The organism is Halobacillus litoralis, from assembly GCF_009856415.1.
GTDB classification, from domain to species: domain Bacteria; phylum Bacillota; class Bacilli; order Bacillales; family Halobacillaceae; genus Halobacillus; species Halobacillus litoralis_C.
Genome location: NZ_WMEZ01000005.1, coordinates 158,103 through 180,300, shown reverse-complemented (window position 1 = coordinate 180,300; position 22,198 = coordinate 158,103). Strand labels below are relative to the sequence as shown.

Sequence of the window (22,198 nt, the reverse complement as noted above, 5' to 3'; positions counted from 1 at the left end):
TGGAATAGAAAAAAGCCTGTACCAATCGTCCCATTGGTCAGGCTTCCCTTCTAGTCATGGAGCGTCTTATTTGCATACACCGTCGGAGCTGTTTCTGCCTGTGCAATGAGGACAGGCCACCAGAATGGCGTCCCGCGCCATCCATGTTCTTTCTTTCCTTCCTGACGAAGCATGATTAAAGCCGGCTGTTGTTGAGCAACTTTCCTTGCCACTGTCAGTTCTCCTGTCCCTTTACCTGGGGTATCAGGGGAGTTTTCGAACTTTCCATCCTGTTTGAAGCGACGAATTTGCCTGTTCGTTTTTGTAATCATCCAGACAAAAGCACCTTCCTGAGCTTCAGAACCCAAATAATCGAGGATCCCTTCATATTCATCGAGATGAAAATCATGACCTGTCTCCATTTCCAGCGTCCCGTGTACAAGGCGGAGGATCTCCTTAGCCCTCGTTACTGGAATAAGATAGGCACCATCATTGGTCGCACAGGCATGGTTCCTAGCTTTTTCGATAAGCTGATCGATCTTGCGTATCGTTTTTTCAATATGCGTTTTATATCCCGTTTGGAAACCGACAGGCAGCATACGCTTGTGTGGTTTAATCATCGTTAGGCTTGATAATAAAATTTTGTTTGGATTGCAAGGCATAATCATATCTTTGAGATCTCTTTGAATGAAAACAACGCCTTTGTGATGGCCACCGCGCTCGAATGCATCCCTCAGTTCCCTGTCGAACTCATGGATTCGTTTCATGACTCCATAGATTTTCTGTGTGGTGTAAAAACGAGTGACAGCAAGGTCGGCGACAGGTCTCGCCCCATACATACGGGAGTGTTGCAAAACCGTATCCTGCAGAAAGGATTTCGGGTTTCTTCCATAGAAGAAGCCAATCAGGTTATGAATCGTCACACCCCGATCTAGGATCTGGCCGCCAATAAAGATGTTCATCGGAGCTCGAAGCTTCAATTCTCCCTTATGGTCAAGCAGCTCGGTCACATCTTTTTCCGAATTGACGACACTATTGACGATATATTCTTCATCCAATGAATGACGGACTTCTTCATACACATCGTTAAAAGTAGGTGCCGGAGTCTTTTTCAACGTTTCTACAGAACGAATAAGATCGTCGTAAGATTCACGGACAAGCCTGTGAAACTCCTCTGATTCCGAACGGGCCGCCTCAGTAAGCAGGGTTTCGAACCCCTGGATCAATTCGGCCTGCCACGCATGCGCATTTTTCCCACGTTCGGTGTGGATGATAAAGGAATACTTTTGTTCCCTGCGCCCTTTCATCCGTTGCTGAAAACGACGAATGCTCGCGCCTACGATAAAGTTCACAACCGCCTTCCGTATGTTCGTAATATTTTTCTGACTCAACAAACGGTTCATTTTCACACGGCGACCATCCATCTTTTTCATGACCTCAAGCTCCTTTTCCTCCACTTCATGATAAAGGTAAGAAGCAAGGTGACCGTCTTTCTCACTTTTGTCAAAATAGACACCCCCACCGATATAACGGTCGTGTACAGGGACAAGTTCTGTGAACGCCGGGCGAATCGGTTCGAACACTTTCCCCACATGGACCTTCATTTCTTCCGGCTGCAAATAAAGGGAATAAGGGGTTGCGGTTACTTGTAAAAATGCTGGGCGGTCGAGCGCTTTTCTAAGGTTATTGATTTTTGAGGCAATCACCCTCATTTGTGTCACGTTCTGCTCTCGCTTGTACTCGTAAGCGACACTTGCGAAGTCTGCTTCGTCATCAATGAAAAGCACGCGCTTATTTTGAAGAGCTGGATACTTCTCCATCACTGCTTGCAGACGGTCGAGATTATGGGTTTCTTTTTTCACGATGAGAGCCAGTTTTTGTGATAATTCATACTTTCGTAGATTTTCAGGCATGTTCATAATATCAAAAACCTGCAGGGCATCCTGCTCGATCGCTCCTTCGAACTCTTCGTGAAGACGGGCATATGTCTGTTTGACGAGCGCATTCGTTCCCTTCGTCAAAAGAATGACCAAATCAAAGTCATGATCATACGCGAGTCCCATCACACCGATGAACGTCCGCGTCTTCCCCGATTGGATCTTCCCAAGCAGCATCCCCGGCCGGTGCTCCGTTGTGTCTGCATCTTGAAGTTTCGCCATTGTCCGCAGCATACACTCACGAACAGGCTGCTTATATTGATTCTTTTTATTTAAATACTTGAAAAAGGCTCCATTCGTTTTCAAGTGTTGGAATGTTACCGTCATCGTATCTTCTCCCTTTTACAAAACACGCTTATTATACATGATTGTGGAACATGAAAAAAGCAAGGAAACCTGGAAATGGTCTCCTTGCTTAGTCTTCTTTCTGGACAGGGTCTTCCAAATCATCGACATCCACTTGGCCGTTAAAGAGTTTCAAGAGTCTTGCTTTCGCCTGTTCCTTCACTTGTTCATCGATATGGGAGATCACTTGATAGACAGCATAAATGATGACCGCACTATCATCCGTAAAACCAACGACCGGAATGAAGTCGGGAATGACATCTACGGGTAGGATCAAATACCCTAGCGCACCCGCAATCGTCAGTTTTGCTTTTTTCGGAGTATCAGGGCTCTTGAATGCATAATACAACAGCAAACTATAATAGACGATTTTAGTACCGATTCGACTGCTATACGTACGAAGCTTCTCTCCATACTCTTTTTCTGAAAAATAAGCCCGTCCCCGCTCCACTGCTTTGCGAGGGTCAAGGTTTTTCAAACGGTCCTGATAGGTCTTTTGTTTTGGCATAGGCACCTTCCTTTTTTACGTACTATAACTTTTGACGAAAATCACTTCTTCTAAACTTCTTTAGACGATGATTCGTTTTATTTCCCGGGAAATCGACCCTCTGTAAGGTAACCCTGGGGCATTCCCTAGTTGTGTTCATTGTAGAAAAAACACTAGTTTTGTCGAAAGTGCGAATAAAGCTTACAGTTTTTGGCCTATTCTGATACTTTAAGAGTAACAGTGTCAAAGTTTCCTATACTTATATTTTCACTGACAAAGGAGAGGTTCGAAATGGATTTAGATCAACTTGAATTGAATGCGACTGTAGATGAAACGGTAGAAACAAAACCGTATTACACCGCTTTAGTCGGCTGGAGTGTACAGGCCATCGAGGCTGCAGCTCGCATGAATCGTCCATTCGTCGTTGTCGGACCTGCAGATTTTGAGACGTATGCAGAAAAGCACGATATTCCGTTTGTAGGATGGGACTTTAACAAGCTCAATGAAAGCTCTGATCATCTGTATAAACAGTTGAAGGACATGGGTGTCGAAGTCGCTGTTCCTTTATATGAAGAATGTGTGGAATGGGCCGGTGCTTTAAACGCCCGTTTCCGCGAGGATCCTCGAGTATTCAACCGTTCGTTGCTGCTTCGTGACAAAGGGATGATGAAACGGAAAGCTCAAATTTCCGGTATCAAAGTCGGCGTTTTCGAGGAGGCTCACGAGAAAGAAGACGTCAAGCGTTTCTTGAAGCGCGTCAACGAAGCTTTGTTGAAGCTGGAAGGCGATCACCTTGATCCGATTCACGTCAAACCTTTGGACAAGGCTGGTTCTGTCGGTCACTTGGCCATCTATAATAATGAAGATATTGAACGAATTCAAGATGTTGATTTCCCATTATTGATGGAAAGTCACCTTGACGGACAGGAATTCTCTTGTGAAGCGTTCATCCATAAAGGTAAAGTACGCTTCCTCAATATTACCGAGTATGTGAAGCTTGGCTATTCCAACTTCGTTCCTGCTTCTCCAAGCTTAGAGGAAAAACGTCCACTGATTGAACGTGCGGTCCAACAACTGGTCGACGCTTTCGAGATCGAGTACGGCGTCATCCATCCCGAATACTTTATCACCCAGGACGGAACGCTTCACTTTGGAGAAGTGGCTGCCCGTGTACCTGGAGGTCATATTTTCGAGTTGATCGAACGCGCTTATGGATTCAGCGCCTATGAAGCACAGATCCTTTGCAGTGATCCGAATACAACGGAGGAAGAAATTCGCGAATTTTTCCCAGACCCTTACGATTATCAAAGCTACGCCGGGTGTCTAATGGTTCACCCGAATGTGGATTATGTCGAAGACTTGAAGATTCCTGAAGAGCTTGAGGACCATCCGTACTTTGAGAAGCATGATATGTTCACCCCTCCTCAAGGAAAAGTAGCCGAACGCATCGGCTTTGGAAACCATTATGGAACGATCTTTTTCTATGGCCGTGACAGTGAAGAAATGACCGATTTGCTGAAGACATACGAGCAATACAATTTCTACGTATAAGCGCAAGCGATAGAGAAAGGAGAGGTTTTATGCCTCAAACGACGAGTGCCCTTGTCGAGCGTTTCATCTATGCTTTAGACGAATTGAATAAAGCTCCATCCTTCGCCAAATCCAAGTACCAGACGGATGTCTATCAGGAGGCGAACCGCCTTATTGAAGCAGAGGATGGCTTTGAAAATTTATATCAGCATGCCGGTCGATTGGAAGAAGCGGGTGTATTTCAAGATGGTCCATGGGAAGCAGCGGAAAAACTCCAGCCTCCCCTTGTCGCAGGTTCTTTGAAAGCGAAAGGTCTGCCTATGATCATCGAAGTCCTCAGCGAACTGCGTATGCTCGCCATCGCTAAAGGGCAAGCGACAAACCCGAATGTTTCGCCTAAAATGGCGGAAGAGTTTTTGAATGAAGTGATGGTCCTGAACTTGAATCTGCTGTTCCCGGATGCCAGTGAAAGTTCCAGGATTGAAAAGCATGAGAATGATGAAAAAGCAGGAAAGTTGTTTCAATTCCTATCGACTCATCTTTCCTCAAGCGCTCTGATCCAAACTCTCATTAATGAAATCAAACGTCTCACAGCCCAACGTCCGATCATGGTGAAGCGAATTGTGTCCATGATCAAAATGGCGAAGGAAATGCTGGACCAAGATTCGGATGAGCAAGGGAAGACAGAACTGAAGCAATTCATCGCAGCCATTGAAGGGCCTTCTAATCTGAGTTCACAGTTCAATGACGTCCATGCGTACCGTTCTCAGTTGAAAACACTCACCCGTACAGACCTTATATCTGAAAGTGTCGCACTCGCTCAATCCATGCGCGAAACGGGGCTTGTAGCACCACATCACGCTACATTGATTCGCTTTTTGAGCAAAAGAAACCCTGCGCTTCTCGCTTATGCGTTGAACTTGAACAGTAAAGGCAGTGCGAATCTTGAAGAACACCGCGAACTCGTCATCCAGTTGATTCGGGCTTCCATTTTCCCTGGAACCCGTCAAGCGATCTATGGCCTTTCGATGTTACTAGAGCGCGGGGTATTGTCACACTCCCCTGTCGCCCCAGGTTTAAGACGCTTGGTCGAACTTGATATACGCCCGGATGTTCGGAACGCTCTGTATTCCACAACGAATACAGGTGAAGGGGTTACAGCCAACAGCATCCTTGTCGCGGGCACCATTCAAGTGCTCGGTCAGCCATTGGGCGTTGGTCAAGGGTTCAACCCGACCTGTCAGGCAGCCCGTGGCATCAGCCTATGGGCCCAGCACGCGCCAGGATTTTTACTCGAAATCATTCCGCGTGCCGCACGTGATGGAGACCTGGACTTCACGTTTGAAGGAACACCGATTCACTCCAAAGAGCTAACAGGCGGACTTGCTCCGGACCTTGATAAAGAGCTCGATCCTGTATCGCTTGTCCTCGTGCCACACCTGGACAAAATCTACAGTGAAATGATGACCCGTGTCGCTTTACGAGGCGAAGACGGCCACCGCTGGGTCAACCCGGCTTTTTATGGAAACTGGGTCCAGAAAGGCTTCAGCTCCGTTTTCGATCCGATCACCGGATATGTACTCGATTACCAGGGATTCGTCAAACTTTTCTATGCCACACATCACACGGAATACAATGATGATTATGAATTGATCTACCCGAACCCTGTCGGCATTTTCATCACGAATGTACACGGCAAACTACTCGGCCTTCACGCCGTTTCGATTACAAGAATCGCGAAAGATCCGAGCGGTGAGGAAAGGATCTACTTTTATAATCCGAATAATGACGGCTCCCAAAACTGGGGACAGAACATTGAACCAAGCGTCATCGGAAATGGCGAAATGGAAGGCGAAAGCTCCCTACCCTTCCATGAATTCGTCTCCCGATTATACGCTTTCCATTACAACCCTTACGAACAAGGGGATGCGTATGCAGTGGAAAATTCCATTGTTGACGGCATCCGTCAGCTTGCTCAAGAAAGCTGGGGGAAAGATTATACGTGGGTGTAAACTCAGAAAGAAGCCAGGCTCCGTTATAGGAGTCTGGCTTTGTTTTGTTCAGTGGGTTAAGCGAGATGAAGGGTTATTCGTAGCTTTTGCGATTTTATTAGCAACTTCAAGCGATATATTCGCAGGTTTTGAACTTTTATTAGCGACTTCAGGCCATATATTAGCAGCTTTCACAATTTTATTAGCAATCACTGATTTCTCACTAACTTTTGTACTTCTATCAATGACTTCCCGCAACATATCTGTATTCCGCTAAAAAAACAAAAAAAAGACTTCCGAACGAGTCGGAAGTCTTTTTAACTTACTTATTTTTGAACGTTAGCCGCTTGTGGGCCACGGTCGCCTTCAACGATTTCGAAAGAAACTTGTTCGTTCTCTTCTAGAGTTTTAAATCCTTCGCCTTGAATAGCAGAGAAGTGTACGAATACGTCGTCTTGACCTTCTACTTCAATAAATCCGAAACCTTTTTCTGCGTTGAACCATTTAACTGTACCTTGTAACATGTTGTTACCTCCTGCGTGGATGACGATCCACATTGTATTACTATAATTGCTCTGCCTATTCATTCAAGACGAAAGTCACTTTCAAGTTCCTTTAGCTTTCATTCCTAACCGAACAAGAATAATTAACTTTATTATATACCCATATCCAACCCACGTCAACCATCGAGCCAGATTATTTTTTATCCAATAACGGAACGGCTTCCTTTCTAAAATACACAGCCAGCAGCTGCTGGAGCTTCACCCCGGGATATTTAGCTTGCAATTTCTCTTCAAAATTCTTTAAAGAAAGTTTTCTTTGTAACTCCAAAGTGTACACGCTCCTATCCATAAAGTCAGCAAGAGCAACGAGTTCTTCATATGAAAGCGGAGCCGTGTAAATCGTTCCTGCTGTCTCCCCTATCCTTTCACACCGTACCCGGAAAGCCTCGAGCACTTTTTCAAAAGGGCCCTGTTCAAAATGCTCAACCGCTAAGAATACATTTCTCTTTCTCATCGTTCCCTCTCCCCATACCTCGATCTTCTTGTTATATAGGTATGGTTTCTGTTAGAAAAATGTCCAGCATTTCGGTTGATCCGGGCGTTGGAAAAGGTCTACGGCACGTCCATCGCTGACAGCCGCACCACTTCTCAACAGACTTGAAAGTGATACACAGCCCATCATCAAAGAAGAGAAGGAGGCGATATCGACCTCGATGATCATTTCGGCTTCTTCATCTGTCGCCTGTGGTTTTCCATCGGTAAACTGCCAGACGGAGTCGTACGTTTCATTTAACAAAGAGTCCTTCACCTTCCAGCCAATCTTGACCGTATCCGTTCCGAAGCGGACTTCTCCCGTTTTTTCAAGAAATGCAGGGATATCTAAGATACGATACATCAACCCCCGGCCTTCTTCACTGACTTTATGGTAAATGGAGAAGATGAGTTGTTCATCAACATGGACGGGGTCATTCAGCGAGTAGGCAAATTCCTGATCAAACGTCGGGAAATAGATGGAGCGCACCTGATCTTTTTGATTATGTAGATAGTGAATAAGTGTACGATAGGCTTTTGTCGACGTGTGGAAGAAATTTTTGACATGCACATCGTTTTGTAAAAAGTGATCGCCCTCTTTGAATTCAAGCGTCACGTACCCTGTCAACTTGCCTTCCTCCCTCACTCCGAATGTGTGAAGCTCTTCTTTTTCGAGGAAAGCGAACCCGTAAGGAGGAATAGCCGTCGCCCCATGATTTTCTCCTGCCCAGGTGTCATAACATGCTTTGACTTCTTCTTGATCATCTGCACTCAGAACTTCCACCTTTTCTCCTTCATCATAGGAAGGAAGCTGCGAGGGATGAAAATGGTAGGTCGACAACCGAGGTCCCAATCCAAACCCCATCTGCTTATAAAACGATGGCTGGAACGGGTACAAGTGAGCGACCGTTTGTCCTTTGTCTCTAGCTTTTGCTAGAAAATGCTGAATGATCCGCTTCGCGTGCCCTTGTTTTTTGTAAGGAAGGTCGACCGCTACGGTCCCAATTCCAGCTGCTTGTACTTGTTGCCCATATACATTCATCACGTGGTCATAGGCGATATATCCGCCAACGAGCTGTTCTTTTTCATAAAGACCGATCGTGTGAATGTCATCTTTTTGAGCCATTTTCCGCCGATGTTCCGTGTACCTTTCCTGATCTTCTTGAGAGTGCAATTTCATGCCAGGGTAACAGCGTCGGGATAAGTCTGTAAATGCAATGTAATCTTCGATCTCCTTAAAATCCATTCCATATCCTCCTTATTGGACCATTCTGTATATCAAGTCTAGCATTTACTAAATATTTCTTCTATTCTATTAAATAGAAAATGCCTTACGTCTTAGGACATGAACTTTAGGAGGATGTAAAGTGGATTGGTATTGGATACTGGCAGCATTCGCTCTTGCATCAGGCGCGTTTTATCTTGCCTACGAAGCGGAGAAAAGGTCGAAAAAATTAGAAGAAAGAGTCAAACAATTAGAGGATCGCATCCAGTGATATTTATACTAAGCGATACTCTTCTAGAACAAGAACATAATAAAAGACGCTTGGATCATAGAAATCCAAGCGTCTTTTGTTGGCTGTTTAAATTTCCCCCACGAAACTTTTCATCATACAGCAGGAGGTCCGAACTTCCCTTTACGGAAGTCGTCATACGCCTGTTTGATTTCTTCCATGGAATTCATAACAAACGGTCCGTGCGGGACGATTTCTTCCCGAATAGGTGCACCAGAATAAACAAGCACCTTCGTGCGACGCTTCTTGGAAACGAGCTTCAACTCGCTGGAGCCCTCTCCTTCTTCTAGGAAAGAAAGCGTACCGACTCCGTGCTTTTTCAAATTCACTTCATTTTCCCCTGCCACAACATCTCCTGCAAGAACGTATAGGAATGCATTGTGGTTTTCAGGTAGATCAAGGGTAAAGGTTGCTCCTTCAGATAGGGTGACCTCACTGAGCGTAATGGGAACGATAGAGTTCAGTGGTCCTTCTACACCCGCAACCTTCCCGGAGAACACTTTTACCGCTCCCCCATCAAAAGGAACGACAGGAGCCTCTTCTCCATATACATTTTGATAGATGGTTTCGGAATTCTTCTTGTCTCCAGGAAGGTTCAACCATAATTGCAACGTATGAGCGACATCATCTTCCACGCCGTCTTCTGCATGTCTTGCCGCCCAGCCGGCATTCATGTATTGGACGTCTCCCGGCTCAAGAACATCACGGCCGCCTGCATTATCAATGTGCTCGAGTCGCCCATCGACGACATACGTGACCGTCTGGAATCCACGGTGCGGATGATCCGGGAACGTTCCTTTTTTAAACCAATCCTCAGCCATCAGGATAAATGGATCGAAGTCACGCCACCTGTCCGCGGGCAGGACCCATCCTTTCTGAATCGCCGGAAATCCCATCTCCTGATATTGGACGTACCAATGATCTTTCACTTCTCTTTGAAAGTTTACCATGTCAATCATCCTTTCAATTAGTTGCTATAACTACTATCTGATTAAAGAAAAGGCTCCTCACCCTTCAATGTTGTTTTGCATTTTCGTAAGGAGCCGGTCCAATTCTTGCAGTTCTTCTTTTGAAATTCCTTCAGTCACAGTGTCATTGAAGGCTTCTGCGACAGGTAACACCTGTTCCTTCAACTCCTGCCCTTCTTTCGTCAAATAAAGTTCCAGAGAACGCCTGTCTTCCGTACAGAAGTTCCGCTTGATGAACCCTTTTTTCTCAAGGTTCGAAGCCATCCGGGCAATGTTCGTCTTATCCTTTTTCAAATGATGAGCCAGTTGATTCTGCGTCATCCCATCCTTTTCCCAAAGAAGCATCATGATCAAATTCTGCTCGGGGGCAAGGTTGTAAGGCTGAAGCTGCGCTTTCACATAGCTCGTCAGCTTTAAATCTGTCTGGTGCAGCTTAATGCTAATATAATCTTGAAAACTTAAGTTCATATGCGATCTCCCTAAATAGTTGCTATACATACTATTATAATCAGACCAAAGTCCTCTGTCAAAAGCTCTGACCATAGGTTACCAGAATATTACTCCTGAAGCTATGCTAAACTTTTAGAGAATAACCGAAAGGAAGTCATCATTATGGAAATCATCCCTTATGCATCCGTAGGATTATTAAAGCTTAATATGAAGAAAGAAGAAATCCGAAAAATAATCGCTGAAATCCCGGAAGAGTTTAATCGTGTTTCAGAGGAACCGACTTCTGAACACTTCGTGAATTCAGGAATCCTTGTCTATTACAAAGGAGATGAGGAAACAAACATGGCTTATGAGTTCACCTCCCCCTCCGAGGTCTCCTTCCAAGGGATTTCATTCCTCGGTATGGGAGAGAGGAAAGCGAAGAAGCTTTTCAAGAAGCTGGATCCAGATTTAATTGACTTTGAGGAAACCGTTATTTCCCTTGAACACGGGCTCAGCTTGTTCTTCATGGATCGTAAGGTCGAAACCGTTCTGGTCTTTGAACGAAATTATTATGATGAGCTGTTTGAAGAACTGAAGAAGTTGGAGGAAATATAATGGCCAGGGATGAACCCTGGCCGTTAGTTGTTAAGGAGTTATTCGGTCATTCGATCGAGTTAAGTCACTTTCACCTTGAGTCAGGAAACTTTGATACCGCGTTAAGGCACTTTCGCTTTGAGTTAGGGCACTTTGCCCGTGAGTTAAGCACTCTCATCTCTTATCTAAGAGACGATTCACTCAAGTCCCGCAGAAAGTCCGATAAGGTTGAGCAGATGGTTCAGGTAATTCAGCATAGACTTCCTGATCTTCCGAATAAGCGTAAGGATCCGCCAATACAGCAAGCAATTGTTTTGCGACACTGAAATCTCCCTCTTCCACCGCGGCATCAAGTGCTTCTTCCACCCGATGGTTACGCGGAATAATGGAAGGGTTCGTCCTTTTCATTAATTCACGGACATCTGCTTCGCTGCTCTCCTGTCGCTCCAAACGCGCCTGCCACTGCTTGTACCAGTTGGTAAACGCCGGTTTCCCATACATGGCAGTCTCATTCGGACGCCCCAGCGTCAATGCGCGGAAGGTGTTGGTATAATCTGCTTCGTTCTTTTCCATCATTTCTAATAAATCTTCGATCAAAGGCTGGTCCTGAGCTTCCTCTGTCGTCATTCCCAATTTAGACCGCATCCCTTTGAGCCAATAAGAATGATAGGACTTTTCATACTTGGCATGAGCTTCCTGTGCCATTTCAACCGCTTTTTCCTGATCTTCATGAAACAGCGGTAAAAGCGTTTCTGCAAAACGAGCCAGATTCCAGGCTCCGATTGGGGGTTGGTTCATGTAGGCGTAACGGCCCTGTCGGTCAATCGAACTGAAAACCGTTTTCGGATTGTAGGTGTCCATAAACGCACAAGGACCGTAATCGATCGTCTCCCCGCTGATGGTCATATTATCTGTATTCATCACGCCGTGAATGAAGCCGACGAGCTGCCACTGGGCAATCAGATAGGCCTGCCGCTCAATCACTTTTTCGAAAAAGGATAAGTACGGCTGCTCGAAATCCACAAGTTCAGGGGCATGGCGTTCAATTGTGTAATCGGCAAGGGCCTTCAACTTATCGTAGTCCTGGAGACCTGCCGCATATTGGAATGTTCCGATTCGCAAATGACTGGAAGCGACTCGAGTCAGCACAGCACCAGGAAGAAGATCTTCCCTTTGCACGTATTCCCCGCTCGTCACAACAGCAAGACTCCGATTCGTCGGAATCCCTAATCCGTGCATCGCTTCACTAATGATGTATTCTCTCAGCATCGGACCGAGCGTTGCCCGTCCATCACCACCGCGGGAAAAAGGCGTACGTCCCGACCCTTTCAACTGAATATCATAGCGCTCCCCCTCAGGCGTGACCTGTTCTCCAAGCAATACAGCTCTTCCATCGCCAAGCATTGTGAATTGACCAAATTGGTGGCCTGCATAAGCTTGCGCGATCGGTTCCGCTCCTTCCGGTACTACATTGCCTCCAAAAATAGCGGGATCCGGTTTTGCACTTAGGCCTAATTCATCTGCAAGCACCTCATTAAAGAGAACGAGTTCAGGTTTCTCGACTTCAGAAGGGTTCGCCTTTGTATAAAAAGCATCCGGAAGCTTCGTATAACTCTGCTGCAAATTCCATCCTTTTTGTGTATCCATAAAAATCTCCTTTATCGCTTCAGTCGTTGCCTCTACCATATCATAAGTGTTCCCGTCTTTTCCTTTTTGCCTACATGGGAAACGTGGCGTTCTTTAACAAATTCCGATTATATCTCCCTTTTCTCCATGGATACGGAACAACCTGTTTAACACGTAAAAAAGCCCGCCCCGGATCCGGAGCGGGCTTTCTTACATAAGCTTTTCAATTTTAGGAAAAACGCGGCAGGCATTCTGATAAAATACACCCTCCACATGCTTCGAGGGGATAAAATCCCCAATAAAACCTGCGTAATCCCTGATCGGAACGAGCGGCCAATCAGAACCAAAAAGCAACTTCTCGTAATGATCGCAATAGGTCAATGCATGGCGGACATGATCGAAATGATTGTCAACGAGCCTCGCATCCAGTTCCTTTTTCGTCCCAACAAGCCAGCCGGATAGATCGGCAAACATGTTCCGGTTTTTATAAACGACTTCCGCGCCCGTCAGCACCCAGGGATCTCCAAGATGAGCCATGACGAAGTTGACGTCCCTCCTCGCCACTGCGACTTCATCCAATGTCAATGGATGGGAATACTTCAATAATCCTCGTTCCGAATACGTGTCTCCTGTATGAAAAACAACGGGAACCTCGTACGCAGCGACAAGATCATAGACAGGCTGATAGATGTCGTCATAGGCATAAAACGGGTAGTAGCCGAGATAGATTTTGACACCAACGGTCTCGGGCTTTTGAAGCTCGGTTTCTAAACGATCCAATGCGTCTTGGTCCAAGCAGAAAGGATTGATGCCCGGACAAGCGCCCACTCTTGGTGGCAAAACTTTATCCAGATCTAGCCCCATGGGCGTCTGTACATGGCGGTCCGGAAAGCCTTCTTCGTTTTCGGTCACCCCCATCCCGATAGCAAAAGCAATCCCCCCCGCTTCCATCTCTTTATGAAGGCCATCTGTAGAATAATCGACACGGGATAAGTCCTGTCCCGTGTCTTTAAAACTTTGGATATTGGAAAAATGGATGTGAGCATCAATGATCTTCATCCTATTTCTCCTTAAAAGAGATCCGGTGGAATGGGTGCTGTTTCCAAGGATCATTATGTTCACCTATCACAAAAAATGTCGGCTCAATAGCAGCCACCTTTCCTGATGATGCGAACCATTCGTGGACAGATTCTACGAGGAAAACGTCCTGGTTCATGTACATTTCCGCCTGCTTTCGCGTTTGGGAGTGGACCATCATCAGGTGATCCTTTTTCCCATCGGAACCGATGACCACAGAAGGACCAGATTCTAGTTCATACTCTTCCACTCCCGCATAATACGTGTGGAAAACACCTTCTGTCGGAATCCGCGCAAAGCATGAGGATAAGTTTTCATCCGGTTTCAAAAAGGCTTCCAACGCTATTTTTTCAGCAGCAAAGGTACGAGGGGCCCCTTGCTCGATTTCTGCATAAACGGCTACGACCGGCACTTCAGGCAAAGTCAGGGCGTATTGTTTCAGAGTCACCCCTTTCATCTTTTCATGTTCATGGAAAGTGGTGCTCATACATATCCCCGTCCAGGGATTGCCGTCCTGGTCCTTCTTCGAGACGGATTCCACTTTCGTCTCTTCTTTCATCATTGAAAAAGGACTGACGCCGTCAAGGGCATAGCGCATCCCTCCGCCCCATGGGTTCCACCAACTTCGTGGACCTGCTTCTGGATATTGGTGATGAAGGAACTCACGTCCATGATAAGAGAGGGAGTAAACCCCAGGGAAATAAGAAGTCGAGGCTGTAAACGTCACCACTCCATTATCAACCGTCCATCGATCTTCTTTTTGACTGACATTCACCTTTTGATTTCCTTGGACGAGCTGATAAGTGGTGAAATCAGCGTGTCTTCCTTCAGACCGGAAGCTTCCAGTTAGAGCAGTGAATCCTGGACGTTTATGGACGATCGGCACATCGATAGCGGTTACGCCGTCCTCACGCTTCACTTCTTTTTTATAAGAATCCCCGTCACTTTCAACCGTCAACTCCCCATACACATGCGGTGTCAGTAAAGAACGGAATGAATGCGTCACTTCATGGCCCACTTTTGACACGATCCCTTCATTCGGTATCATCTCAAACACAGGTTTCTCCGGAAGTGGTTCCGCTTCCCCCATGACCATTTCCCGCCATTCGGACCAGTGAGAGGTAACATCCACACCAATTTGGATTGGTCCGTGACAATTCTTACGGCCTGATGGAAGATGATCGAGTTGGTACTCAAAAGCAAATCGCCAGTCATCTTTCCTGCCTTTCGCTTCTTCCGGCCACGCGATTCCGAACGTATCGCCAGCACGGTTCGTTGTATAAAGCCATCGTTCTGAAAGATCCTTATCACGCAAGTATTCCGTGTAAGGAATCAACGCTTCCGCTCCAATGACCACTCCGTCTTTCTCCGGGAGAGCGAGTGCTTTATATTTAGGAAAAACAGGCTGCAGCAAATAAAGGTCTTTATAATCCTTCTCCCCGTTATTGATCAGCTCGTGATGGATCTCGACAAGTCCGTCACCATAAATTTTGTAATAACTGTTCAACACAATCCCTGGAAAGGTTTCGGACTCCAGGGAGGTTTTCATTACAAATGCTTCCGCCAGCTCAATATACTCGACCGACGTCGCCATCTTTTTCGAAAACTCTTCACTGAATGGCTGACCGAGCTTTGGAGTCCAAAGGAGCAGAGGCTCTTCCTTCGACCTGACAGAACCCACGGACACCATATGATTTCTTTTTTCAACCTTCACAAAATAAGGACCGTTATACCCGTACCAGTCCGTATCAGTGTCCCCACCAAACTTCCCACCGAATCCTGGAAACGCAAGCGCGATCTTTGTGTGGAAGGAAAAGGCTCGGCCATCTTCTGTACGTCCATCTACTTCCATTTCCTCACTTAAAAAGCCGTTTTTCAACAATTCAACAGGCACAGCAATCGTTGTGCGCCCCTTACCTTCCACCTCTACTTTTACCGATGGATCTGACCATTGGACGACTTTTTGGTCAGGTAACTTGACCGTCAAAACAGCCTTTTCTTTCATACGGCTTTCTATATCCAAGTAGAGCGTTCCTTTTTGCTTTGGACGCCAATATTTCTGAACGGTACGAACATCTATCTTCCCTGCCTGAAGAGGGTAAACCCCCGTTTTCATTGGAATACGATCCCCATTGATCGTGAGGTCAGCCCCAATGACAGGATGGGTTTTCCATGGGCTTGGTTCTTGGTCCGGTACTTGAAGTTTAATAGTGGATGTAGCGCTCCATTCGGACTCCACCACTGTCTCTTCATTCAAGCCTTCTTCTACAAGTGCGGAAGAGTCACCCACCAACGAAACTTCCATAGCCTTTTTCGTGAAATTCTCCACTCGATAAGTCACAGGGTAGTCCGTATTTTCCAATAGTTTAAAATCAGGAACTTCCATCTCTACCCGCCAGTCGTTCGTTTCAATAAGAGTGATGCCACGACCCGTGCGTTCGAATTGCACCCGCACAAACTCGTCTCCTGCTTCCCAACGATATTCATAAAATGTAAACCCTTTTTCCTTCGTTCCATCAGGCTTGATTTCCATAGGTCTCACACTCGTCGAGTACCAGTCATGCTTATCGAAAAATGGTTTCAACGCCTCGATTTGGAGAACTTGGGGCATGAAGTTCATCAGGTGGGTCGCATCATCACGATCCTCCCAGAAAAATCCGCACTTCTTATAAAGTGGTACCGCCTTTGTATTTCCCGGCCATGTAAAAAGATCAAGGCGGGGCCAACCGTATTCAACCGTTTTATCTATGGCTTGAAGCAGCAATTTTTTACCGATTTTCAATCCCTGAAACCCGGGATGTACATTTAATAAGGGAATGTAAAGGGCCCCTGTATCTTCCTTATATTCCGAAAGCCCGCAATAACCGACCACTTCGTTTTCTACTACAGCTAGGAACAAATGAAGATTCGTAGACTTCGCTTCCTTTTCCAAGACGTCCTCTGCCGTTGTGACAACGGCGTCACCGCCCCAGTTATCACGGCTTTCGTTCCACATTTTCGCTACGCCTGCTGCGTACTTTTCTTCATACTCTACAATGCTTACACGCTCTAATGTCTTCATAGCATTTCCTCCAACGTATGTAATGGAAAATACTTGCTCACTCACAGTTTATGAGTTTATGACTAGGAAGTAAAGAATATTCAAACAAATTCACTTCAGTACCGACCTAACTAGGTATATGAATTTTTCTCACAAAAAAAGCCAGGCATAATCGCCTGACTTCACTTCCGTATGCGGTTTAAAAACTGTTGGGTACGGGGTTCTTTCGTCTGTTGGAAAATTTGCTCAGGGGTTCCCTGTTCCACAACTGCCCCTTGATCCATGAAGATGACCCGGTCGGCGACTTCTTCCGCAAAGCTCATTTCGTGAGTGACGACGACCATCGTCATTCCTTCTTCCGCGAGCTCTTTCATGACATCAAGAACATCACCAACAAGCTCAGGGTCGAGAGCAGAGGTCGGTTCATCGAATAAAATGACTTCCACCCCAGTAGCTAAGGCACGGGCAATGCCGACACGTTGTTGCTGACCGCCAGAGAGTTGATGCGGATAAGCGTCGAGCTTCTCACCTAAGCCGACCTTCGTCAAGATATCCGTTGCTCGTTCGCGTGCTTTCGCTTTGGATACCTTTTGAACAGTCACAGGTCCTTCCATCACATTTTCCAGTGCAGTGAAATGAGGGAAAAGGTTATGGTTCTGGAACACCATTCCGGTTTGTTTTCTGAATTCGACGATCTGTTTTTTCTTTAATGGTTTGGAAAAATCCATCGACTGGTTTCCAATCGTGATTTCTCCTTGTTCCGGTGTCTCCAGAATGTTCAAAGAACGAAGCAGCGTCGTTTTCCCAGAACCTGAGGGGCCGATGACAACAACCACTTCCCCGCGGTCGACATCCATATGGATATTCTTCAGTACATGCAAATCCCCAAAAGATTTGTTGAGGTCTTTCACCGTAATCATTGCAGCAGCCTCCTATTTTGCGACATATTGATCCAACCTGTTTTCTACACGATCCTGCACGAAGGAAAGCCCGATACATATGATCCAGTAGATCACGGCTGCTTCGGTATAGACGAGAAGAAAATGATAGTTCGTTGCTGCGATTTCCTGTGCTTTTCGAAACATTTCCGTGTACGTAATCGTGGATGCCAACGATGTATCTTTAATTAAACCGATGAACGAGTTCGACAATGGCGGGATCGATACTCTCGTTGCTTGGGGCAGCACGACACGGCGCAAGGCCTGTAAATTTGTCATTCCGATGGAGTGAGAAGCTTCCCACTGCCCTTTAGGGATCGACAAAATGGCCGCACGAATAATCTCAGAATTGTAAGCGCCCATATTCAAGGAAAAACCTATGATGGCTGAATACAACGGGTTAATCGTCACACCGACAGAAGGGAGCCCGAAAAAGATGATGAACAATTGCACTAGCAAAGGGGTCCCGCGAATGATGGACACATAGGTCCGCGCTATCCACTGAAGCACTTTCATGTTTGAAAGCCTCATGAGAGCAGTAATCACAGCCAGCACCAAACCAATAGCAAATGTGATCAGCGTCAGCGGGATTGTATAGTAGAAAGCCCCTTTCACCAAAGGGAGAAAAGAGCTCACAATAATATCGATATACTTTTCCATTTCAGGGTTCGTAAAGATATTACTTAGATACATCTTCACCAAACCATTTCTCGGAGATCTCAAGATATGTGCCATCGTCTTTCATTTCTTGAAGCGCCTCATTGACTGCTTTTACAAGATCTTCATTGCCTTGCCGGAAAAGCAGACCACTCTGAGAAGCGTCATCTTGACGGGCAGCGATCTTCACGGGTGCATCCTCTCGGTTGTTCAAATAATCAAGCACAGACAGACGGTCGTTGACAGTCGCTTCCACTCGCTTCGTCGCAAGCAGTTGCATAGACTCATTGAATCCTTCCACACTTGTGATTTCTGCTCCATTTTCCCGTGCAATGTCTGCATAATTACTTGTCATGGACTGTGCAGCGTTCACACCTTCCAAATCTTCGAAGCTTTGGATGGATTCATTGTCCTTATGGGTGACAATCACAGCAGAGGACTGGATGTAAGGGTCTGAGAAAGAGTATTCTTCCTGACGCTCTTCCGTGATCCCGACCTGGTTTGCAACCATATCGAAACGTTCCGCATTGAGACCAGCAAACATGGAATCCCATTTCGTTTCGTTGAATACAGGCTTGACTCCAAGACGCTCGGCTACTTCGCGCGCAATCTCTACGTCAAAACCCGTTAGTTTATCATTTTCATCATGGAACGTGTATGGACGATACGTTCCTTCAGTACCGATCACCAATTCTCCACTTTCTTGAATTTGTTCAAGCAAGGTCTGCTCAGAAGCGTTCGACTCGTTTTCTTCACCGGAAGATGCCTGATCTTCTTCTTCACTGCTTCCGCAAGCCACGAGAACCATCGCTAAAAAACCTATGGATAAAAGCAAAACAAACTTTTTCATTTTATAATCCTCCTTAAAACCAAGTAAGTTGATATGTTTTAATGACTTTTATGATGTTAAAGGATAAAGAAGAGGATGTCAACATGGAAATCTTGCATTAAAAAACCTGACGAAGTATCGTCAGGCTTTCCAATCTTTAATGCTTTATGGTTTGTGGCGGTTCTTCCATCCATCCATGCTCAATCATAATTTTAGCGCCTTCATGGGCATACTCGAAAATATCCTTCATAAAAACGGTTAATTTCGCAGGCAGGTCATTCCTCAAGCTGAATGACGTTCCCAACGAATTCCCACCCAGCGAAAAACTGCAAAATAAGCTGACACAGTACATCATGATCTTATCCGAAAACGGCGGAACCTTGGAAGTCGTTATATTTCCACCTGCCGTTGAAGGAATTTGAATGTCGTTTTGTAATAAAACCTCACTCATTTCTTTGATCAGGCCTTTAGCTAGTTCTCCACCTTTGTAAAAATAATCGCTGGCATCTTTATGGGTAGCACTTTGAGCAAATCCATAAATCATCTGCATCCCTGTAATATTGGACTCGATGGAATGATGGATATGAGCGATTTCGACTGTATTCAACGCTCGCTTCCCTTTCAAAGGATTGAACATTCCTAAATAATTCGTCCCTTTCGCATGCTCCACCTGCTTTTGTATCGCTACATATGGAGATTTAGGAAGATACCCTTTGGTCAATAAAAATTGCGTACAATCGTCATAGCATTTTTGAGTAATCTGGGTCAGCTCCTGATAAAACAACGTCACATCCGGACGATAAGACATCGTTAAATTCAGTGTGTGCATCCCCATACTGATTTCTTTGACCAAACGCAAGAACATGATGTCAAACCCATTGTCGAAAAGTTTTGGGACCCCTACATTCACATCTTCCTTTGTAAAACCGATGGGAACAGGCAAATCTTCCTTCCTGTACATGGATTCAATTTTCTTAACATACGGCTGAACGGTTGAGCTTATATTCGTCATGATTTGTTTCGCTTCAGGATCGTCCGCTTGCTCTATAAAATATTCAAGCATCGTAAGAATCATCGTCTTCTGCTGATAAGTCATCCATAAAGTTCCGATTTCGGATGAGGATAAACGAGGGCTTGCTGGCATTTTGAACTCCTCCAATTTGGATTGCATTCAGTCAATCACTGCAATATCCGTGCTTTTTCCTTAGTCTTTTCAAACTGGTCCGATTCATTCATCAATAAGAATGAAAAGTAAGACATAGGGAAAGGATTCTTGGAGAAATTAATAAAGAACCATCAGGAGGAGGATGACGATGAGCAAAAATAGTGAAAGCAGAAAGAAAAACAACCCCAAAGGCAGAGATCGTGGATCTGCTAACCAGAAGCTCCAAGCAGCTCTTGAGGGACGCAACAAAGAAGATGATCATCTATCCGCTGCCTATATGAACAACAATACGGCAGCTGTTGATGTGAACGAAGAACAATAAGATCATAAGCTGCGGACGCTGATACGGGTTATTGCTTCCCAAGTCCATGAGTCCACAGCCAGAATTACTTCCCAGACCAAGAAAAAGGCCTGCCCATCATTGGGGAGGCCTTCATTTATCATCATTTTTGATTTTGTTTACGAGCCATCATTTCTTTCACCTGATTGTAAGAAAGTCCTGATTGTTCATTTCGACGTTTCACTTCACTCACATTCGTCCCAGAGCGTGCAAACACATCTTTTCCAGGATGGTTCGATGAGTTCATACGAATCACCTCCTGGACTTATTTTTGCTCGAACGTTTTTCTTTATCCTTCGAGCTTAGCAGAAAAATATCCAAGCGCGGCCCCTAGAATGGCCCCGCCCAGCACTTCAATCGGCTGATGACCAAGAAGCTCTTTCAATTCTTTATCACGCTCGACAAATTCAGAACTCGGAAAATCACCAGAGATTGCGGCAAAGTTATCTTCGAGATCATTCACCAGTTGAGCGATTTCGCCTGTATGACGTCTGATTCCTTGAGCATCATACATGACGATGACACCGAAGATGGTTGCAAGTGCTGTTTCCGTATGACGCGATCCCTTGTTGGCAGCGATATATGTCGCAAGCGCTGACACGCCAGCCGAGTGGGAACTCGGTTGGCCACCTGTCGTCACGATCTGCTTCACATCCCATTCCCCGGTCACTTTTTTATGAGTGATAATTTTCAAAGCTTGAGCGATTCCAATTGCAGACAGGGCTGTAATGACCCCTCGATTCATCTTATCCATTATTGACCCTCCAGTTCATGAACATCTATATATGTTCATACCCTCTGTGTATGGTTTTATTCAGAAGGATGTAAGAATCATACGTGCTCTACTCCGAGAATAAGGTGCTATAATAGATAAAAGTGACTACTTGGGAGGGTGGGACCTATGAGAACGGTAAAAAACTCTGTAGAAGAGCCGCAAACCCTGGACCCTGTCATCCTTCAAATGGAAGAGCATTTAAAAACATTGGAAGAACACAAGGATTACAACAGCGTTTTTCAACGGGTTTATCTTTTAATGACGAAAGAAATGCAAAAGAGGCTGGCTTCTGACTTTTTCACCGACCCTATTTGGATGGAACGTTTGCTAATCGACTTCGCTGACCGCTATTTCCAAGCTATGGACAATTTCCATTCAGAAAAAGAAACACCCAGATGCTGGGCACTTGCCTTTCATATGGCCGCACAAAAACAAACATTCGTTTTGCAGGATGCCCTGCTCGGCATCAATGCTCATATCAACTATGACCTCCCCTTAGCCCTTCACCACATCATTTCAGAAGAAAAATTATGGCCGGACTCCCGTCTTATGCTGCATCGTCGCAAAGATCATGAACGAATCAATATCGTTCTCGCTGAACTTGTCGACCTCGTCCAGAATGAACTTTCAACTCATTATGCCCGTTTCATTAAATGGATGGACCGATTGCTGCGACGACATGACGAAAAACTTTCCTCGTTTTTTCTGAGCCACTGCCGAACGAATGTATGGTATAACACGGAACTTCTCCTGAACACGACAAGTCTTGAGCAATTCAAGAAAGAGCAGCAGCGAATGGATCAGGAAGCTCATCGAATCGGAATCGAAATTGCAACCTTCCACTCCCGCCGCTTCTTTTTTACGAAGCCTTTTGTTCCCTTATCAAGAAAATACAAATGGTTTTAATTAAAAAAGCTGACAGGCTCTATTTTCGCCTGTC

General features: G+C 45.5%; 22 protein-coding genes. 6 read left to right on the top strand and 16 right to left on the bottom strand.

The genetic code is table 11. The features are described from left to right. Positions 1-50: 50 nt before the first annotated feature. Together GLV98_RS13845 and GLV98_RS13840 are read right to left on the bottom strand one after the other, a co-directional pair. Positions 51-2,243, bottom strand: a complete 2,193-nt coding sequence (locus GLV98_RS13845) for a Z1 domain-containing protein (RefSeq protein ID WP_160916200.1) — start codon at positions 2,241-2,243, stop codon at positions 51-53. An 88-nt stretch (positions 2,244-2,331) separates the two neighbouring features. Then, positions 2,332-2,769 (bottom strand): YkvA family protein, encoded by a 438-nt coding sequence (locus tag GLV98_RS13840; RefSeq protein ID WP_160916198.1) that lies wholly within the window; start codon positions 2,767-2,769, stop codon positions 2,332-2,334. 270 nt (positions 2,770-3,039) lie between these two features. Between GLV98_RS13840 and GLV98_RS13835 the strand changes: the two genes are divergently transcribed. Further along, positions 3,040-4,299 carry an ATP-grasp domain-containing protein gene (locus GLV98_RS13835; protein ID WP_160916195.1) on the top strand — a complete coding sequence of 420 codons (1,260 nt, stop codon included), beginning with the start codon at positions 3,040-3,042 and terminating at the stop codon, positions 4,297-4,299. Between the two features lie 29 nt (positions 4,300-4,328). Continuing rightward, positions 4,329-6,290 (top strand): hypothetical protein, encoded by a 1,962-nt coding sequence (locus GLV98_RS13830; protein ID WP_160916193.1) that lies wholly within the window; start codon positions 4,329-4,331, stop codon positions 6,288-6,290. Positions 6,291-6,595: 305 nt separating this feature from the next. On the opposite strand, the gene GLV98_RS13825 is transcribed toward GLV98_RS13830, so the two are convergent. The 3 genes from GLV98_RS13825 to GLV98_RS13815 form a co-directional block, all read right to left on the bottom strand. Next, the gene (locus GLV98_RS13825; RefSeq protein WP_089651440.1) at positions 6,596-6,793 is read right to left on the bottom strand and encodes a cold-shock protein; all 198 of its coding nucleotides are present in this window, start codon (positions 6,791-6,793) and stop codon (positions 6,596-6,598) included. 172 nt (positions 6,794-6,965) lie between these two features. Next, positions 6,966-7,286 carry a hypothetical protein gene (locus GLV98_RS13820; RefSeq protein WP_160916191.1) on the bottom strand — a complete coding sequence of 107 codons (321 nt, stop codon included), beginning with the start codon at positions 7,284-7,286 and terminating at the stop codon, positions 6,966-6,968. A 51-nt stretch (positions 7,287-7,337) separates the two neighbouring features. Next, positions 7,338-8,549, bottom strand: a complete 1,212-nt coding sequence (locus GLV98_RS13815; RefSeq protein ID WP_160916189.1) for a GNAT family N-acetyltransferase — start codon at positions 8,547-8,549, stop codon at positions 7,338-7,340. 121 nt (positions 8,550-8,670) lie between these two features. Between GLV98_RS13815 and GLV98_RS20300 the strand changes: the two genes are divergently transcribed. Next, on the top strand, positions 8,671-8,799 hold the full coding sequence (locus tag GLV98_RS20300; protein WP_272917303.1) for a hypothetical protein: 129 nt from the start codon (positions 8,671-8,673) through the stop codon (positions 8,797-8,799). Positions 8,800-8,912: 113 nt separating this feature from the next. Here the strand turns inward: GLV98_RS20300 and GLV98_RS13810 are convergent, their stop codons facing one another. Further along, positions 8,913-9,776: a pirin family protein gene (locus GLV98_RS13810; protein WP_423785012.1), complete on the bottom strand. Its 864-nt coding sequence runs from the start codon at positions 9,774-9,776 to the stop codon at positions 8,913-8,915. A gap of 48 nt (positions 9,777-9,824) precedes the next feature. Beyond that, a complete protein-coding gene (locus GLV98_RS13805; RefSeq protein WP_160916185.1) occupies positions 9,825-10,253 on the bottom strand; it encodes a MarR family winged helix-turn-helix transcriptional regulator in 429 nt (142 codons plus the stop codon). A gap of 144 nt (positions 10,254-10,397) precedes the next feature. On the opposite strand from GLV98_RS13805, the gene GLV98_RS13800 reads away from it, so the two are divergent. Next, positions 10,398-10,832: a hypothetical protein gene (locus tag GLV98_RS13800; protein WP_160916183.1), complete on the top strand. Its 435-nt coding sequence runs from the start codon at positions 10,398-10,400 to the stop codon at positions 10,830-10,832. A gap of 180 nt (positions 10,833-11,012) precedes the next feature. Here the strand turns inward: GLV98_RS13800 and GLV98_RS13795 are convergent, their stop codons facing one another. The 7 genes from GLV98_RS13795 to GLV98_RS13765 all read right to left on the bottom strand — a co-directional run bounded on the left by GLV98_RS13795 (position 11,013) and on the right by GLV98_RS13765 (position 20,122). After that, a complete protein-coding gene (locus GLV98_RS13795; RefSeq protein WP_160916181.1) occupies positions 11,013-12,458 on the bottom strand; it encodes a protein adenylyltransferase SelO in 1,446 nt (481 codons plus the stop codon). 189 nt (positions 12,459-12,647) lie between these two features. Continuing rightward, positions 12,648-13,496, bottom strand: coding sequence for an amidohydrolase family protein (locus GLV98_RS13790; protein WP_160916179.1), 849 nt, complete (start codon positions 13,494-13,496; stop codon positions 12,648-12,650). A gap of 1 nt (position 13,497) precedes the next feature. Then, a complete protein-coding gene (locus GLV98_RS13785) occupies positions 13,498-16,575 on the bottom strand; it encodes a GNAT family N-acetyltransferase (RefSeq protein ID WP_160916177.1) in 3,078 nt (1,025 codons plus the stop codon). Positions 16,576-16,736: 161 nt separating this feature from the next. Continuing rightward, a complete protein-coding gene (locus GLV98_RS13780; protein WP_160916175.1) occupies positions 16,737-17,474 on the bottom strand; it encodes an amino acid ABC transporter ATP-binding protein in 738 nt (245 codons plus the stop codon). Between the two features lie 12 nt (positions 17,475-17,486). Continuing rightward, complete coding sequence (locus GLV98_RS13775; protein ID WP_160916173.1) at positions 17,487-18,185, bottom strand: amino acid ABC transporter permease; 699 nt, start codon at positions 18,183-18,185, stop codon at positions 17,487-17,489. Next, positions 18,172-18,999, bottom strand: coding sequence for an amino acid ABC transporter substrate-binding protein (locus GLV98_RS13770; RefSeq protein ID WP_160916171.1), 828 nt, complete (start codon positions 18,997-18,999; stop codon positions 18,172-18,174). The genes GLV98_RS13775 and GLV98_RS13770 overlap by 14 nt, the downstream gene beginning before the upstream one ends. Before the next feature lie 136 nt (positions 19,000-19,135). Beyond that, on the bottom strand, positions 19,136-20,122 hold the full coding sequence (locus tag GLV98_RS13765) for a DUF3231 family protein (protein ID WP_160916169.1): 987 nt from the start codon (positions 20,120-20,122) through the stop codon (positions 19,136-19,138). 169 nt (positions 20,123-20,291) lie between these two features. Between GLV98_RS13765 and GLV98_RS13760 the strand changes: the two genes are divergently transcribed. After that, the gene (locus GLV98_RS13760) at positions 20,292-20,465 is read left to right on the top strand and encodes a hypothetical protein (protein WP_160916167.1); all 174 of its coding nucleotides are present in this window, start codon (positions 20,292-20,294) and stop codon (positions 20,463-20,465) included. A gap of 121 nt (positions 20,466-20,586) precedes the next feature. Here GLV98_RS13760 and GLV98_RS20030 read toward each other — a convergent pair whose 3' ends face one another. Further along, on the bottom strand, positions 20,587-20,730 hold the full coding sequence (locus tag GLV98_RS20030; protein ID WP_202410058.1) for a hypothetical protein: 144 nt from the start codon (positions 20,728-20,730) through the stop codon (positions 20,587-20,589). A gap of 42 nt (positions 20,731-20,772) precedes the next feature. Beyond that, on the bottom strand, positions 20,773-21,237 hold the full coding sequence (locus tag GLV98_RS13755) for a divergent PAP2 family protein (protein ID WP_160916165.1): 465 nt from the start codon (positions 21,235-21,237) through the stop codon (positions 20,773-20,775). 147 nt (positions 21,238-21,384) lie between these two features. Between GLV98_RS13755 and GLV98_RS13750 the strand changes: the two genes are divergently transcribed. Continuing rightward, a complete protein-coding gene (locus tag GLV98_RS13750) occupies positions 21,385-22,164 on the top strand; it encodes a DUF5995 family protein (protein WP_160916163.1) in 780 nt (259 codons plus the stop codon). Positions 22,165-22,198: the final 34 nt, after the last annotated feature.